This window comes from Streptomyces sp. NPDC006879 (assembly GCF_042869595.1).
GTDB lineage: Bacteria > Actinomycetota > Actinomycetes > Streptomycetales > Streptomycetaceae > Streptomyces.
Genome location: NZ_JBIAGC010000016.1, coordinates 1 through 15,449, shown reverse-complemented (window position 1 = coordinate 15,449; position 15,449 = coordinate 1). Strand labels below are relative to the sequence as shown.

General features: G+C 67.8%; 15 protein-coding genes and 2 pseudogenes. 7 read left to right on the top strand and 10 right to left on the bottom strand.

Translation table 11 applies throughout. The annotated features are described in order from the left end of the window. Positions 1–233: 233 nt before the first annotated feature. The 3 genes and pseudogenes from ACFYMC_RS14960 to ACFYMC_RS14950 all read left to right on the top strand — a co-directional run. A pseudogene (locus ACFYMC_RS14960) lies at positions 234–1,019 on the top strand (DUF5753 domain-containing protein); the annotation flags it as partial. 299 nt (positions 1,020–1,318) lie between these two features. Next, positions 1,319–1,549, top strand: coding sequence for a hypothetical protein (locus ACFYMC_RS14955; protein WP_388524170.1), 231 nt, complete (start codon positions 1,319–1,321; stop codon positions 1,547–1,549). A 66-nt stretch (positions 1,550–1,615) separates the two neighbouring features. Continuing rightward, positions 1,616–3,460 carry an NHL domain-containing thioredoxin family protein gene (locus ACFYMC_RS14950; protein ID WP_388524168.1) on the top strand — a complete coding sequence of 615 codons (1,845 nt, stop codon included), beginning with the start codon at positions 1,616–1,618 and terminating at the stop codon, positions 3,458–3,460. An 80-nt stretch (positions 3,461–3,540) separates the two neighbouring features. On the opposite strand, the gene ACFYMC_RS14945 is transcribed toward ACFYMC_RS14950, so the two are convergent. The 6 genes from ACFYMC_RS14945 to ACFYMC_RS14920 form a co-directional block, all read right to left on the bottom strand. Continuing rightward, positions 3,541–3,981, bottom strand: coding sequence for a hypothetical protein (locus ACFYMC_RS14945; RefSeq protein WP_388524166.1), 441 nt, complete (start codon positions 3,979–3,981; stop codon positions 3,541–3,543). A 296-nt stretch (positions 3,982–4,277) separates the two neighbouring features. Then, on the bottom strand, positions 4,278–5,573 hold the full coding sequence (locus ACFYMC_RS14940) for a M18 family aminopeptidase (RefSeq protein WP_388524163.1): 1,296 nt from the start codon (positions 5,571–5,573) through the stop codon (positions 4,278–4,280). A 100-nt stretch (positions 5,574–5,673) separates the two neighbouring features. Then, positions 5,674–6,420, bottom strand: a complete 747-nt coding sequence (locus ACFYMC_RS14935) for a hypothetical protein (RefSeq protein WP_388524160.1) — start codon at positions 6,418–6,420, stop codon at positions 5,674–5,676. Between the two features lie 121 nt (positions 6,421–6,541). After that, positions 6,542–8,368, bottom strand: a complete 1,827-nt coding sequence (locus ACFYMC_RS14930) for an acyl-CoA dehydrogenase (protein ID WP_388524157.1) — start codon at positions 8,366–8,368, stop codon at positions 6,542–6,544. 180 nt (positions 8,369–8,548) lie between these two features. Further along, on the bottom strand, positions 8,549–8,920 hold the full coding sequence (locus ACFYMC_RS14925) for an ATP-binding protein (RefSeq protein WP_388524154.1): 372 nt from the start codon (positions 8,918–8,920) through the stop codon (positions 8,549–8,551). Then, complete coding sequence (locus ACFYMC_RS14920) at positions 8,917–9,135, bottom strand: hypothetical protein (RefSeq protein WP_388524151.1); 219 nt, start codon at positions 9,133–9,135, stop codon at positions 8,917–8,919. The genes ACFYMC_RS14925 and ACFYMC_RS14920 overlap by 4 nt, the downstream gene beginning before the upstream one ends. Positions 9,136–9,247: 112 nt before the next feature. Here ACFYMC_RS14920 and ACFYMC_RS14915 point away from each other — a divergent pair, with 112 nt between their 5' ends. Genes ACFYMC_RS14915 through ACFYMC_RS14905 form a run of 3 tightly spaced genes read left to right on the top strand, consistent with a single transcriptional unit; the run spans position 9,248 to position 10,823 of the window. Next, positions 9,248–10,096: a helix-turn-helix transcriptional regulator gene (locus tag ACFYMC_RS14915; RefSeq protein WP_388524149.1), complete on the top strand. Its 849-nt coding sequence runs from the start codon at positions 9,248–9,250 to the stop codon at positions 10,094–10,096. Further along, entirely contained in the window at positions 10,086–10,301 is a 216-nt protein-coding gene (locus ACFYMC_RS14910) for a DUF397 domain-containing protein (protein WP_388524146.1), read from the top strand. The genes ACFYMC_RS14915 and ACFYMC_RS14910 overlap by 11 nt, the downstream gene beginning before the upstream one ends. Positions 10,302–10,355: 54 nt before the next feature. Further along, complete coding sequence (locus ACFYMC_RS14905; RefSeq protein ID WP_388524143.1) at positions 10,356–10,823, top strand: SseB family protein; 468 nt, start codon at positions 10,356–10,358, stop codon at positions 10,821–10,823. 339 nt (positions 10,824–11,162) lie between these two features. Here the strand turns inward: ACFYMC_RS14905 and ACFYMC_RS14900 are convergent, their stop codons facing one another. Together ACFYMC_RS14900 and ACFYMC_RS14895 are read right to left on the bottom strand one after the other, a co-directional pair. Then, positions 11,163–11,435, bottom strand: coding sequence for a hypothetical protein (locus ACFYMC_RS14900; protein ID WP_388524140.1), 273 nt, complete (start codon positions 11,433–11,435; stop codon positions 11,163–11,165). A gap of 29 nt (positions 11,436–11,464) precedes the next feature. Further along, positions 11,465–12,415, bottom strand: a complete 951-nt coding sequence (locus ACFYMC_RS14895; RefSeq protein ID WP_388524137.1) for a hypothetical protein — start codon at positions 12,413–12,415, stop codon at positions 11,465–11,467. 759 nt (positions 12,416–13,174) lie between these two features. Between ACFYMC_RS14895 and ACFYMC_RS14890 the strand changes: the two genes are divergently transcribed. After that, on the top strand, positions 13,175–13,897 hold the full coding sequence (locus ACFYMC_RS14890) for a cytochrome c biogenesis CcdA family protein (protein ID WP_388524406.1): 723 nt from the start codon (positions 13,175–13,177) through the stop codon (positions 13,895–13,897). A gap of 195 nt (positions 13,898–14,092) precedes the next feature. On the opposite strand, the gene ACFYMC_RS14885 is transcribed toward ACFYMC_RS14890, so the two are convergent. Together ACFYMC_RS14885 and ACFYMC_RS14880 are read right to left on the bottom strand one after the other, a co-directional pair. After that, entirely contained in the window at positions 14,093–14,551 is a 459-nt protein-coding gene (locus tag ACFYMC_RS14885; RefSeq protein WP_388524134.1) for a ricin-type beta-trefoil lectin domain protein, read from the bottom strand. Positions 14,552–14,834: 283 nt separating this feature from the next. Then, positions 14,835–15,248, bottom strand: a pseudogene (locus ACFYMC_RS14880) (ISAs1 family transposase); the annotation flags it as partial. Positions 15,249–15,449: the final 201 nt, after the last annotated feature.

The following is a 15,449-nucleotide window of genomic DNA, read 5'->3' as shown; positions in this document are numbered from 1 at the left end:
CCGGACCACGAGACGATCATCCGGCTGCCCGCGGTGATGCTGAAGTACATCCCTCGCCCGGACGACAACTGAGAGGCAGGACGTGCAGCCACCCGCCCGTCATGCACCGGCCCGAGCACAGCACTCGGCGGTGCACAGAACGCGGCTTCGTGGACGTATCAGCGTCCGTGCTTGCCCCTGTTAAGCCCTTCCGAAGCCCACTGGATATCCCTTGAGTCCCGCGCTCGTCACCCCTGACCGGGCGGCGGGTGCGGGACTGTGGGATCTCCGGGGTCGTAGAAGTTGGTGCAAGTTGCTGGCAGGCCCGCGTGATCCGGAGCAAGCTCGTCATGAACGCCCGTACGCCTCCGTCCGCTGATGACATCCGGGCGTGGTGCCGGGCGTGTGGCTCGGAAGATCAGACGGAAGACCTGTTGGCCTCGCTGCGTACCGCCGAAGGCATGTGGATCGGGTGGCGGCGAATGGAGCGAGCCGGGCTCAGGCAGGCCCAGGAAGCCCGTCTCCCGCTCTTCGAGCGAACCCGCCGGTTCCGTGCGTACTCCTCGTGGTTCGTCCCGGGCCTGATCCAGACCTACGGCTACACGGAAGCCGTCTTGCGCGCGGTCCAGCGCAGACGAGTCGATGTGGACGACGTTGCCGATGCGGTCGCCGTCCGCATGGAGCGTCAGCGCGTGCTCTACAAGGGTGATCGGCGGTTCGCGTTCCTGGTCGAGGAATCGGTCTTGCGGAACGGGCTCGGAGGGGCGGAGGTACAAGAGGAACAGCTCCGCCACCTCATCACGGTCGGCTCTTTGCCCAGTGTCAGCCTGGGCGTGGTCCCCACGCGTACCGAGCGATCGCGGATGCCGGTGGAGGGGTTCTGGATCTTCGACACCGCACAGGTCAACGTCGAGTTGGTTTCGGGCTACCTCACGCTGACCCAGCCCAGTGAGGTTGCTGCTTACGCGGACACGTTCAGGGAATTGGCCGACATGGCGGTTTACGGAGCGAAGGCCCGAGCACTGATCACGAGCGTCATTCAGACCCAGCGGGGACAGCCGTGCAACCTCATGCAATCTCATGGGAAGTGTGACCTCGGCGTTCCTAGCGTGGTCACCATGCGGACGACACGAGATCGGGCCGTGAAGCCGATCACCTATGCGCAGCCCTCGGTAGAGCTGCCGCTGCGAACAGATCCGGAGCCCGTACCGGCAGCCGGCTGCGGAGTCTGCGCCGCCCTGGCCGCGCAGCGTCGAGAGGCCCGCCTCGAAGGCGACGGCTCCGTGGTCAGTGACTGCAACGTGGAGCTCAGGAACCACCCGCACCCCGGGGAGTCGACGTGAGCGTGAAAGCCGTGCTGCGGTACGTGAGCTACGTCATGCGCCGCCACTCATCGGTCGAGACCACGGCAACCGCGCGGTGCCTGAACCCGGACTGCCGGTGGACCTCCGAACCGACCGGGAATGCGGACGTGTGCACCGACATGTGCATACAGCACACTGGCCGGACCGGGCACATGACCTACCTCCGAGAATTCTCGGAGGTCGCCGTCGTGGAGCGGATCCCGTAGCTGCGCAGGACAACGGTGTCGTACGGCCGTGATCCAGTGTTCATGGGCCAATGGCAAGCTTGAAGGATGAACGATGCTGCCCCGGCGCCCACCCCCGCGCCCGCGCCCCGCCGTGCCCGTGTCCGTGCCCCCGAGCTGGTCGGGAAGGGTGGCTGGATCAACACCGGTGGGAAGGACCTGAAGCTCGCCGACTTCCGAGGTCGCACATTGATCCTCGATTTTTGGACCTTCTGCTGCATTAACTGCCTGCATGTCCTGGACGAGCTGCGGGAGTTGGAGGAGAAGCACCGGGACACCGTGGTGGTCGTCGGCGTGCACTCGCCGAAGTTCGTGCACGAGGCCGAACACCAGGCTGTGGTGGACGCGGTGGAGCGCTACGAGGTTCACCACCCGGTGCTGGACGATCCGGAGCTGGCGACCTGGAAGCAGTACGCCGTCCGTGCCTGGCCGACGCTGGTGGTGATCGACCCCGAGGGGTACGTCGTCGCCCAGCACGCCGGTGAGGGGCACGCACACGCCATCGAGAAGCTGGTGGAGGAGCTGGAGGCCGAACATGAGGCCAAGGGCACGCTGCGGCGCGGTGACGGACCGTATGTCGCGCCCGAGCCGGTCGCGGGCGACCTGCGCTTCCCCGGAAAGGCGCTGGTGCTGCCGGACGGCAACCTGCTCGTCTCCGACACCACCCGCCACCAGCTCGTCGAACTCGCCCCGGACGGCGAGAGCGTGGTCCGGCGGATCGGCACGGGCAGCCGCGGCTTCACCGCGGACAGCTTCAACGAGCCGCAGGGCCTCGCCCTGCTGCCCGACGGCCGGGTGGTGGTCGCGGACACCGTGAACCACGCCCTGCGCGTCCTCGACCTCGCCACCGGTGCCCTGGAGACGGTGGCCGGCACCGGCCGGCAGTGGTGGCAGGGATCGGCTGTCAGCGGGCCGGCGCTTGAGGTGGACCTCTCTTCGCCGTGGGACGTGGCCTGGTGGGCGGACCGGGTCTGGATCGCCATGGCTGGCGTCCACCAGCTGTGGTCATGGGACCCGGCCACCGGCACGGTCCGCGTCGAGGCCGGCACGACCAATGAGGGACTGGTCGACGGCCCGGCCGCCGAGGCGTGGTTCGCGCAGCCGTCCGGGCTGGCCGCGGCCGGCGACCGGCTCTGGATCGCCGACTCGGAGACCAGCGCCCTGCGGTACGTCGAGCGGGATCCGGACGCCCCGGAGGGCTTCCGTATCGTCTCGGCCGTCGGTACCGGCCTGTTCGACTTCGGCCACCGTGACGGCGATGCCGCCGAGGCGCTGCTCCAGCACCCCCTTGGCGTGACCGCGCTGCCGGACGGTTCGGTCGCGGTCTGCGACACGTACAATCACGCGCTGCGCCGCTACGACCCGGCCACCGGCCAGGTCAGCACGCTCGCCACCGACTTGCGCGAGCCCAGCGACGCGGTCCTGGTCGGCGGGGACATCGTGGTCGTCGAGTCGGCCCGGCACCGGCTGACTCGGCTCCGGCTGCCTGAAGAGGCGGTCCGGGTGGACGCGGTCGCCCACCGCACCCAGCGCGCCGCCACCGAGGTCGCCCCGGGCACCCTCCGCCTCGACGTGGTCTTCCAGGCCCCGGCCGGCCAGAAGCTGGACACCCGGTACGGGCCCTCCACCCGGCTGCTGGTCAGCTCCACTCCTGCGGAGCTGCTCGCGCAGGGCGCCGGTCAGGGAACGGACCTGTTCCGGGACTTGGTGTTGGCGGGCGGGGTCGAGGAGGGGGTGCTGCACGTTTCCGCGATGGCCGCTTCCTGTGATGACGACCCGGAGAACGAGTACCCGGCGTGTCATGTGCACCAGCAGGACTGGGGCGTGCCGGTCACGGTGGTGGAGGGCGGCGCGGTGCGGTTGCCGTTGGTGCTGGCCGGTATGGACGACTGAGGGTAGCGCTGGGGCACTCCCTGCGGGTGGGGGCCGCACTCCCGGGCGGGGTGCGGCCCCCTGGGTGGCAGCTCCGGTCGTCAGCAGGTGACCGTGACCGTGTGGGGGACGGGGTTGGGCGTCCAGGGGTAGGAGGCCACGCCGAGGGTGCCCCGCACGGTGGTGTCGCAGGGGAGGGTGTCGGCGACACCGTGGACTTCGATGGTCGAGGTGGAGAAGAGGATCTGCTTGGCCTGGGTGCCGAGGGAGGCGCCGCCGACCACTGCGGCGGACAGGGTGGTGGTCAGTTCCTTCGGAGTCGGTGCGGGGCTGCCGGGGGAGGGCGGGCCGGCGAGGGACACGCGGCCGTAGAACTCCACGGTGTTGCCTGTGACGTCGGCGCAGACCTTGGTGGCGAGGCCGGCTTGGTAGCCGATGGGGCCGCAGGTGGTGAGGGTGGTGGCCGTGGCGGCGCCGGTGGGTGAGACGGCGAGGGCGGTCAGTCCGGTGACGCCGGCTGCGAGCAGGGCGAGTCGCCTCATCGGGATTCTCCTCGGTTCTTGGACTCCTCGGGCTTTCCTCAAGGAGTTATGCCATGTGATATTTCACATGGCACATGGCGAGGGTGTGGCGCACACATGAACCGTTTCCACCCGGTTCGTTGCGGCTCAAAGATGCCGGGAGGGCCCTCAGACGCCCGGACGGGGTCCTTCTGCGGTCTCCGTCCGGCCACGAGGACGGGGACGGAACCGGGCCGTCGGGCACCCGACGGCCCGGTCACGAAAGCGAGGAGGCGGACCCGATCGCCGGGAAGGCGAACCCCCAAGGCGTGGCGCCCTCAGCCCTCCAGGAAGGCCACCAGCGCGTTGGCCAGGTGGAACGGGTCTTCCGCGCCGCACAGTTCGCGGGCGCTGTGCATGGAGAGGATGGCCACGCCGATGTCCACGGTGTGGATGCCGTGCCGGGCCGCGGTGATGGGCCCGATGGTGGTGCCACACGGCATGGAGTTGTTGGAGACGAAGGTCTGCCAGGGCACGCCTGCCTTCTCACAGGCCGCGGCGAAGACCGCGCGGCCCTGTCCGTCGGTGGCGTACCGCTGGTTGACGTTGACCTTGAGGATGGGGCCGCCGTTGGCCCGGGGGTGGTGCGTCGGGTCGTGGCGTTCCCCGTAGTTGGGGTGGACGGCGTGTCCGGTGTCGGAGGAGAGGCAGGTGGTCCCCGCGAAAGCGCGGGCGCGGTCCTCGTAGGTCCCGCCCCGGGCGAAGACAGAACGTTCCAGCACGTTGCCCAGCAGCGGGCCGTCGGCGCCGGTGTCGGACTGGGAGCCGTTCTCCTCGTGGTCGAAGGCGGCCAGGACCGGGATGTAGGGCAGTTCGCCCGCGGCGAGGGCGACGGCTGCGAGGGCGGCCGTCCCGGCGTGGACGGAGAGCAGGTTGTCCATGCGGGGTCCGGCCAGAAGGTCGTGGTCCCGGCCCAGGTAGGCGGGTGCCTCCACGCTGTGGACCATCAGGTCCCAGCCTGCGATCTCTCCCTGGCCCAGACCCTCCTCCTGTTCCAGGAAGGCGATGAGGTCTCCCTCGTTGACCTCGCCCAGGCCCCAGATGGGCTGCATGTGGCGCTGCTTGTCGAGCTTGAGCCCCTCACTGTTGACCGAGCGGTCCAAGTGGACGGCGAGCTGTGGCACGCGCAGCAGCGGCCGGTCGATGTTCACCAGGTGCTGGGTGCCGTCCCGCAGGGTGACCCGGCCGGCGAGGCCGAGGTCGCGGTCCAGCCAGGAGTTCAGCAGGGCGCCGCCGTAGATCTCCACGGCGATCTGCCGGAAGCCGGCGGAGCCGAGGTCGGGCTGTGGCTTGACGCGAAGGTTCGGGGAGTCCGTGTGCGCTCCGACGATCCGGAAGGGAGTGTGGGCCTGGGCGCCTTCCGGCACGTACCAGGCGATGACCGCTCCGCCGCGCAGTACGAACTTGCCGCCGGTGCTCCCGTCCCAGGCGTCGGTCTCCGACAGCTGCCTGAATCCTGCCTTCTCCAGCCGCTCAGCGGCGTTGGCCACGGCGTGGTACGGCGAGGGGCTCGCCGCGAGGAAGGACATCAGATCGTCGGTGTGGCCGCGGTCGAAGCGGGCGGGAGAGGTCATGTTGTTCACCTTAACGACGGTCGTGTACGCCTTGGCCGGACTGCGGCGGGTGGCCGAAAGGACAGGGTGTGTTGTGTGGCACCCGAGGTCCCCCCTCGGATCAGGGGCCCGGTGGACGGTCGAATCGGCGCCGCAGGTTGCGCCGCTCGCCGCGGCGCACACGGGGCAGCATCTGCGGGGTCTGCGGTGAACGCAGTGCGCGTCTCTTCCTTCCGGCGCAGAAGATACAGGCCTCACCGGGCGGTGCGTCGGGGTCGATGGGTGCGCCGGGGTGTTCGGAACAGCCCGACGCGTTGCGCGGTCGGGACAGTTCGCGTGCGGTGATGAAGGCGCGGTGCAGGTCGTCGGCGAGGCCCACGAACTCCTCGGCGGGTGAGGAGGAGCCGAGCGAGAAGGCCCGTTCGTTGATCTGCCGCACATAGCCCTTCAGTCCCTCCAGGGTGTACGGGCCCTCCGGGACGGGGTAGCCCAGCCGGCGGGGGCCGAGGCCCGCGCCGGGCGGCGCGGTGCGCCGCGGTGCGCCGCGTTCGCCGAGCCGGCGCCTGCTGTTGCACAGCAGGCAGCGGCCCCAGCCGTCGGGTGCCTCGGGGTCCAGCGCTCCGTTGGGGTGGGTGGGGCAGCCGGTGAGGCTCTTGGCCGGCGCCAGACCTGCTGCCGTCTGGAAGGCGGCGTACAGGGCGTCGGCGACCGACTCGTACTCCGTGGGGTAGGCGCCTTCGTACAGCTCGCCCACCTGGTCGCCGAGCGCGCCGAGCTTCCCGCGCAGCTCTGTGAGCTGGTACGGGCGGCCGGCGGGCACGGAGTACCCGCTCCGGCCGTGCTCCCTGGGCTGCTCTTGGGAACTCATGTCTACGAGAGTCGCATGTCGCGCCGACAACCGGAGCCGGCAGGTGTGCGCAGGGGCCCCGGGCTTGCCTGACGGCGGGCCCGGGGCCCCTGCGTTGGCCGGATCGGTCCGGACGGATTGACTAGAAAGCAGCCTCGTCCAGGTCCATCAGCGAGTTGTCCACGCGCTCGGCGAGGGCGCGCTGGACGGAGACGCCCGGCAGGACCTGCGCGGCGAAGAACTTCGCGGCGGCGATCTTGCCCTGGTAGAACGGCACGTCCTTGGCGGAGGCTCCGGCGAGCTTCTCGGCGGCCACGGCGGCACCGCGCAGCAGCAGGTAGCCGACGACGACGTCACCGGAGGCCATCAGCAGGCGGGTGGTGTTCTGGCCCACCTTGTAGATGTTCTTGACGTCCTCGCCGGTGGCGGTGAGGTCGGTGATCATCGCGCCGACGATCGCCTCCAGGTCCACGGCGGCCGTGGCGAGGGTGTCACGTGCCTCGGCCAGCTCCTCGCCGCCGGTGCCCGCGGCGAGGAACTTCTTGATCTCGTCGGCCAGCAGGTTCAGGGAGGCGCCCTGGTCACGGACGATCTTCCGGAAGAAGAAGTCCTGGCCCTGGATGGCCGTGGTGCCCTCGTACAGGGTGTCGATCTTGGCGTCCCGGATGTACTGCTCGATCGGGTATTCCTGCAGGTAGCCCGAGCCGCCGAAGGTCTGGAGCGACTGAGCGAGCTGCTCGTAGGACTTCTCCGAGCCGTAGCCCTTGACGATGGGCAGCAGCAGGTCGTTCAGGCCGACCAGCGCGGAGGTGTCCTCGCCGGCCGCTTCCTTGAGGGCGATCTCGTCCTGGACGGAGGCGGTGTAGAGCACCAGTGAGCGCATGCCCTCGGCGTACGCCTTCTGCGTCATCAGCGAGCGCCGGACGTCCGGGTGGTGCGTGATGGTGACCTTGGGGGCGGTCTTGTCCATGAAGTTGGCCAGGTCCGGTCCCTGGACGCGCTCCTTGGCGTACTCCAGCGCGTTGAGGTAGCCGGTGGAGAGGGTGGCGATGGCCTTCGTGCCGACCATCATCCGGGCGAACTCGATGATCATGAACATCTGGCGGATGCCGTCGTGCTTGTCACCGATCAGCCAGCCCTTGGCGGGGTGCTGGTCGCCGAAGGTCATCTCGCACGTGTTGGACGCCTTCAGGCCCATCTTGTGCTCGACGTTCGTGGCGTACACGCCGTTGCGCTCGCCCAGCTCGCCGGTCTCCCAGTCGAAGTGGAACTTCGGGACGAGGAAGAGCGAGAGGCCCTTGGTGCCCGGGCCGTGGCCCTCGGGGCGGGCGAGGACGTAGTGGAGGATGTTCTCCTCCATGTCGTGCTCACCAGAGGTGATGAAGCGCTTGACGCCCTCGATGTGCCAGGAGCCGTCGGGCTGCTGCACGGCCTTGGTGCGACCGGCGCCCACGTCCGAGCCGGCGTCCGGCTCGGTGAGCACCATGGTGGAGCCCCAGCGCTTCTCGACGGCGATCTGCGCGACCTTCTTCTGCGCCTCGTTGCCCTCCTCGAAGAGGATGCCGGCGAAGGCCGGGCCCGAGGAGTACATCCAGATGGCCGGGTTCGAGCCGAGCAGCAGCTCGGCGTAGGACCAGATCAGCGAGCGCGGCGAGGTGGTGCCGCCGATCTCCTCCGGCAGGCCGAGGCGCCAGTACTCGGACTCCATGAAGGCCTTGTAGGACTTCTTGAAGGACTCCGGGACGGGCGCGGTGTTGGTCTCCGGGTCGAACACCGGCGGGTTGCGGTCGGCGTCGGCGAAGGACTCGGCGAGGTCGTTCTCCGCGAGGCGGGCGATCTCGTCCAGGATGCTCTTCGCGGTGTCGACGTCCATCTCCGCGAACGGTCCGGTGCCGTACAGCTTGTCGCGGCCGAGCACCTCGAAGAGGTTGAACTCGATGTCTCGGAGGTTCGACTTGTAGTGCCCCATGGCGACGGCTCCGTTAAGGCTCGGGGAGGCGGATCCTCGTAGTACCAGCTACTCGCATACCAATCGGTAACGTAATGATGCTACCCACGGGTAACAAGGTCAAGCCTTGTTCGTTCCACTGTGACCAGCGTCAACCCCCGCTGTCTCCTCTATGGACCGCAAGGCTGGTCATCGACACCTTCACGGCACCCGCAGTTCACACCAGACCGTCTTCCCGCCACCGGGCACCGGAGTCACCCCCCAGCGCATCGCCACGGCGGCCAGCAGGGCCAGACCCCGCCCGGACTCCTGCCCCTCCCCGGCCCGCCGCACCACCGGCCGTCCGCTCCCATCGGGATCCGTGACCTCCACCCGGATCCGGTCGTCCGCGGTGCGGGCCACCCCCAGCGTCACCGGGGTGCCCTCCCCCAGATGCCTGATCACGTTCGTGAGCAGCTCGCTCACGCACAACTGGAGATCGGGGCAGGGCCCCGCCGCGTGTTCCCGCAACGCCCTGCGAAGCACCGGTACCGCCTCGGGTACGGCGAACAGCCCCAGGGTCAGCGGCTTCACCGTCCTTCCGCCACAACGCCCAGTGCTTCGGCCAACCGCTGCGCGGTGGCCGCATTGCAGTTGCCCAGGGAGATCAGTGGCGGGGCGTGGTAGCGGCTCGCGTAGGAGGGCAGGTCCAGATCGAGCGAGGGAAGCGTGATGCCGTGCGCGGCCAGCGCGGCGCGGAGCTGCGCGAGGGCGGTCTCGGCGTCGAGGTCGTGGGGGTGGCTGCTCATGGGAAACCCTTCGAGTGCGGAATGTGACGAACACCTCACAGCCTGCGGTCATCACGCGTACCTTCGGAAGGGTTTCGGGCTCCACTGAGGGAAGTGTGGAAGGCGGGCGAGTGTGGCCGCACGCAAGGACATCGACGGCTCGGCGAGCGTGCCGGCCTTCTACGGCAAGGAGCTCCGCTGGAAACGGGAGGAGGCCGGCCTCACGCTCCAGCAGGCTGTGGAGGGCAGCTTCTACGGGGTGAGCTACCTGAGCGAGATCGAGCGGGGCGCACGCCGCATGCCCGAGGACCTTGCCCGGCACGTGGATCGAGTGCTCTCGACCGACGGGTTCTTCGAGCGGCGCTGCGAGGACGTTCGCAAGGCACGGAACACCGGCCACGCAAGCTACTTCGAGAGGGCGCTGGAGACGGAGAAGAGGGCAGAAACCATCGAAGAGTGGTGCCCCACGATCTTCCCGGGGTTGCTGCAAACCGAGCCGTACATCCGTGCGCTGTTTCGAGCGGAGCGCCCTCTTGAGTGCGAAGGTGAGACTGACGCCAAGGTCAACTCGCGGCTGGTGCGGGCGAGTATCTTCGAGGGCGACCCAGCGAGTCCCGAGTACTGGGTGATCCTGCATGAGTCCTTGCTGAGGCTTCCGGTGCTCCCTCCCGAACAGTTGGCCGCACAGCTTGATCGTGTGGCCGACCTGGGGAAGCGGCGACGCATCGTTCCACAGATTCTTCCTTGGAAGGCTGGAGCCCATCCCTTCGTGTCAGGTGGCAGCGCCACGATCATGACGTTTCGTGACTCGCCGCCACTCGTCTACACGGAGTCCGTTCATAGTGGCGACACGATCGACGATCCAGCCCTCGTGAAGCACTACCGGAAGTCGTACGATCTGCTCAGGGCTGCCGCATTGTCGCCAGCGGAGTCCCTCGCCTTGATCGCAGCGACAGCGGAGGACTTTCGAAATGGCAAGTAGCCAAAGTGACTTCGGCGCCGCCCGTTGGCGCAAGAGCAGCCACAGCAACACGGACGGCGGCAACTGCGTCGAGGTGTCGGACGACATCCCCGGTCTCGTGCCCGTACGGGATTCCAAGGTTGCCGGCGGCCCCGTGGTGGTGTTCCCCGCACCCGCCTGGAGCTCCTTCGTGGACGCGATCAGGTCGGACCTGGCCCAGCCCTGACCGGATCGGATCGGGCCCGACCCGGCGGGTCCCGTTCTCGGTAGTCTGTGCGGCATGTACGGCTACGACCAGAACGTGAACGCCGGGCAGCAGTACGCCGCCCCGCAGCCGCCGCCGCAGATGGCCGGCGGCTACGGCGAGCAGCCGCTGTACCCGGAGCCGTCGCCGCCGTCGCTCGCTGACGCGGTGCGCGCCTTCACGACGGGGTCGCTAGCGCCGGAGGACTTCCAGCAGATCTTCGCGACCTCGAAGGTGTACTGCCCTCGTGGTGAGAACCCGGGGTTCCTGGCGCTGCACAACACACAGCAGCCGGTGATCCCGATGTTCTCCACGCTCAAGGAGCTGCGCCGGTACGCGGGCAAGGAGTCCAAGTACTTCGTCATCACCGGAGCCGAGGTGATCGACCTGTTGCCCACCGGCTACGGCTTCGTCCTGGACATGGAGGGCGACCACCGCATGGTCTTCGACGCCAAGGCCGTGGAGCAGATGGTCGACTTCGCCATGCGCCGCATGTACGGCTGAGTGCCGCCCCGCGGGGGAGAAGGCGCGGCCCGTGACGGGCTGATCCTTCCCGGGCCGCTCTTCGCTCGGGAGCGTGCTCCCCGGCCGGGGTCCGGTTGACGTTCCCCGCGCCCCGACCGGCCCGCCCTTGCCGTACCGCCGACCCGTGAAGGGGCCCTCCCCGGGGCCCTTGGGGCAAGGCACTTGGAGAAAGTACAGGTCAGGGCAGTCGTGGACGAAGTCCGGGCCGTCGATCGGTCCGAACGAGTTCGAGGTGCGAAGCCCCCGGACCCGCTTCTTGAGTCCGGGGGCTTCGTGACGCCTGGCGATGACAGACCCGCATACGTCCTGAGGTGTGCGTCACGACATGATTGCGCCCGTGATCGCTACTGCGACGATGACACCCGTCAGCGTCCGGATGAACCAGGGTCGGTCGCCGACTCCCTTCCAGTCTGCCGCGCCAGTGATGCACACCACCGCCAGAGCTGGCCACAAGAGCCAGTGCAGACTAAAGGGGTGGTCGATGAAGTAGGCCAACCCAACGTAGAAGACGGCATATCCGAGAGCCATCATCAAGGCCCCCCGCCATGGGATCGCCCGCCGGTTGGTGTTGTCAGCGTGGAGGGTGTTCACAAAGGCCCCTAGTGATGCGGTACATGGGTTTACTTCAGGTCGTCGAAGCACGCCTTCTTGATGGCCTTGATGCCGAACAGCGTAGATCCGCCGGATCCAAGGGCTGACAGAGCCCCCTTCTTGGTGTCCACGCCGGCGAGGGTGGTAAGGACCTTCTTGACTCCGCCAGCGTTCTTGATCACCTTGTAAGCGGCGCTTCCGGGAATGAAGGCCGCGCCGAGTGCGCCGCCGCATTTCATGGAGTTCCAGGTGTCGCTGACCATGCCTCCAGCGATCTCCTTGGTCTTGTCCCACCACTTGGGGTCGGCAACAACCGGGTAAGCGGTGGACTCGTTGACCCCGATGGTCTGGACAAGTTCGTTGCCTTCGAGACGGTAGGCGGTGTGGACAGCCTGGGCGTCGGCGTCCTTGGCCCAGGGGGCTTCGAAGGTGCCGAGCAACTCTCCGTCACCGCCGATTACGACCACGCCACCGTCCTCATCGATGACGGGGTGGGCGCCGCTGGGCAGGTCGAGGGGGAAACGATACTCAGTCGGCGCCGTGGCGTCGTTCATCGTGATCAAGGCGCTGGCGCTGCCGTTCCTCCCAACCTGGGCGGCGACGTCGACAGACCCGTTCGGCTGGGTGTAGACCACAGTGCCGTGCGTGCTGGCTTGGGGGGATGTCGATGCCGAGCCAGGCAGGGTGATCGCAATCCTGGTACCGCTGGCGTCGGAAACAGTGAGTTTACCGGAGCCGCTGGTCGGCATTTCCACGCGTGTTCCTCCCGCATCCGCGACAAGCTTGCCGCCGTCAGTCCGGGGGGCGGTGAGGTCGGCGACACCGGTGGCCTTCTCCACTACGTCCGCTGCGCGAACGTTCGTATTCGTTGAAGGTGCACCGGTGTCCGCGAATGCTGGAACGGCAGAGGAAAGCAGAGCAGCAGCGGTCAGCGCCACTATGCCTGTGAGAGCCGTCCTGCTCGTCGCGCGGTTGTTCATTTGTGTTCCCCGAGTAGCTTCTGATGTCACCGGGGGTCAGGCCGGCGACGATATGACGCAGATGATCATTTCACGGTGCGCGGAACGCCAATTGCCGGAGACCCTGAGGGGAAGATCACTGGAACTCGGAGGCCGAAATACGCATCCGCCGCCACAGAAACCCAGCGCAGTCCAAACGACGCTGGCCCGCTTCACGGCGATCACAGGTATGACCGCCTCGTAGGGCCCCGCCTCCACCGGCGGTCCTGGCATCGTCTGGCGCAGGTACGCGCCAGCATGGGCGGCAAGTGAACGGCCCGATACCTGGGGCAGGGCGTGAGCGCTGCGCTGTCCGTCGAGGTGGCGAGCGGGGGAGCGTTGGGCGGGGCGGAGCGTCGACGCTGATGACCGCCCCGTGCGGTCGGAGCTCTCGGTCTGGTCCACACCGGGGGCGAACTCGCTCATCTCGTTGGTCTACGCGCCGATCCCGTGGCCGGCCAGGGAGATGCCCTCGCCTTGCCGGACGGCGGACAGGATCCACGAGGACCGTGTTCGTCTGCGTCTGGGGCGCCAACCATCACAAGTTCACCATGAACCGGGCAAGCCGGGGAGAACACCGCCCTCCCCGGGGCGGGGCCCTGGCCGATAGACGGCTAGGTGGCCGTGCCACACTGACGAAGCCCGGGTGGACGTGCCCGGGCCGGTCGGCGAGGCAATGCAGAAGGAGTTCCGGTGGTCCTGGCAGAATCCGCCGACTCAGTGGTGGTGAACGGCGCTCTGATGGCCGCCATACCCGTCGCGCTGCTGGCCGGGCTGATTTCCTTCTTCTCCCCCTGCGTGCTGCCTCTGGTACCCGGATATCTGGGCTACGTCGCGGGGCTTTCAGCCTCCGATCTGGATCCCGAGGCGCGGGAAGCCAAACGTGGTCGTATGGCCGCCGGGTCGCTGCTCTTCGTACTCGGCTTCTCCGCCCCCTTCGTCTCCCAGGGCGCATTCTTCGGATTCTTCGGAAACACCCTGTCGCAGTACAAGGACACCCTCGACATCGTCCTGGGCAGCCTCACGATCCTTTTCGGTCTGGCCTTCATGGGATTCCTGCCAGGCCTGATGCAGCGGGACTTCAGGATCCACCGCAAGCCCAGCGCGGGACTTCTCGGGGCTCCGGTCGTCGGCTTCACGTTCGGATTGGGCTGGACCCCGTGCATGGGGCCGACCCTCGGGGCCGTGGTGGGGCTTTCGATGGGGCAGCAGAACCCTGGTCGCGGGGCTCTTCTGATGTCGGTGTTCTGCCTGGGTCTAGGCGTCCCGTTCATCCTCGCGGCCGTGGCGTTCCGCAGGTCCATGCGCGCCTTCGGATGGGTCAAGAAGCACTACGCGTGGGTCCTGAGGATCGGTGGCGGTTTCCTGGTCCTGGTGGGCGTCCTGCTGGTGACGGGGGTCTGGCAGCAGTTCGTCCTACAGCTCCAGGCCTGGCTGCCCACCTCCAACGCGGTCGGGATCTGACCGGCCGACCACAGATGCCGAAGGGCCCCGCCGATCTCGTTCGATCGGCGGGGCCCGCGCACGTGCCGGTGAAGGTTGCGCCCGCTGCGGCAACCGGCCGTCCGCGCCAGGCGCGGACGGCGGTCAGCGCTGGTCAGGGTTTGTCGGGGCCGTTGGTGGTCCGGTCGGCCCTGCGGGGTTCACCAGCGGCCGGTGTCAGGACCAGCGCTGGTTCTTTCCGCCGTTGTCGGGCAGCGTGTAGACCTGCTGACGCGAGTTGCTGTCCAGAACCCGGCCGGTCGCCTTGTTGGTTATCTTCCAGCCGGTGGAGGTCTTGGTCTCCCACCACTTCTGGTAGTTGTTGTTGCTCCCGCACGGGTTGAGGTAGACCTTGCCCGCGGCGTTGCTGTCGAGGCAGACGTTTCCGGAACCCCGGTGCGCCTTCAGCTGCCAGGAACCGTCGCTCTGCTTGACCTCGCGCCAGCGGGCCGAGCTGTCGGAACCGGTGAGGACCATCCCGAAGGTGCCCTGTGCCACCATGAGGTACTTTCCGGTGGCCACGTTCCGCCAGGAGACGTTCCCGTCGGCGAAAGCATTGCTCGCGGCTCCGATCGCCAGGGCCGGCACCATTGTGGCCACGGCCAGCGGACGCGAGACGCGCTTGCTGATGTTCATTTTCCTTTTCCCCTCGTTTTATGTAACAGGGTGGGGATTCGCTGTTCGGGGTTGGTCGTCCCCGCAGTGGTCCTAACGAATCGCCCGACCTTGAAGATGATCATACATAGTTCCCTGCGGATGTCTCCGATATGTGGATGTGACGCGATTTACGAATAGTGACAAATGGTATAAATTCGGGCTAAATTGCAGCGGTGATCTGACGGCAGAGGGCTATTTCTCGCCAATGTGAGGAAGGGGCCGGCCCGCAGGGCCCGGCGAGTGCCTGGATCGTCCGGTTTGATCATGTGATGCCGTAGAGGGCTAGGACGCGGGGGCGCTCGGTGTGGGCTCGTCGTCCGGCGGCGATGTTGACGTAGCCGGCGAGCTTGAGCGCGCTGCGGATCAGGTCGCGGAGGGCAGCGAGTACGGCGGGCGCGTTGTGGGTCCTGACCTGGGACGTGTCCTCGTTGAAGGTGACGTCTCGACACCAGTGGACGGTGTTTTCCACGGTCCAGTGCCCGCGAGCCCAGGACGCGATCTCGGCTGCGTTCGCTTCCTCGGCGGGCAGGTCGGTGATGGCGTAGACGGTCTCACTGGACCATTTCTTCGCGCCGTAGAGGCGGCGTCTGCGCTGGATGCGCAGGACCTGGGCCGCGTGCGGGAAGAGCAGGCCGTCGACGGTGACGACCTGCACGAGCCGCTGCTCGTGGCGGCCGTCGCTCTCGCCGAGGGCTTCCAGGCGGGGCGCATGAGGCACGGGGGCAGCGACGGGGAATGATGGAGGAACGAACACGGCACCTTCGTGGATCTTGCAGCGCAGAGAACTTCCCAATGCCGTTGTCAAGCCGGTGTCGTGACCGGTGGTGTGGCTTGGTAGCACGCTCCGTCTCGGATCATGGCCCACAGGACGTTGGCC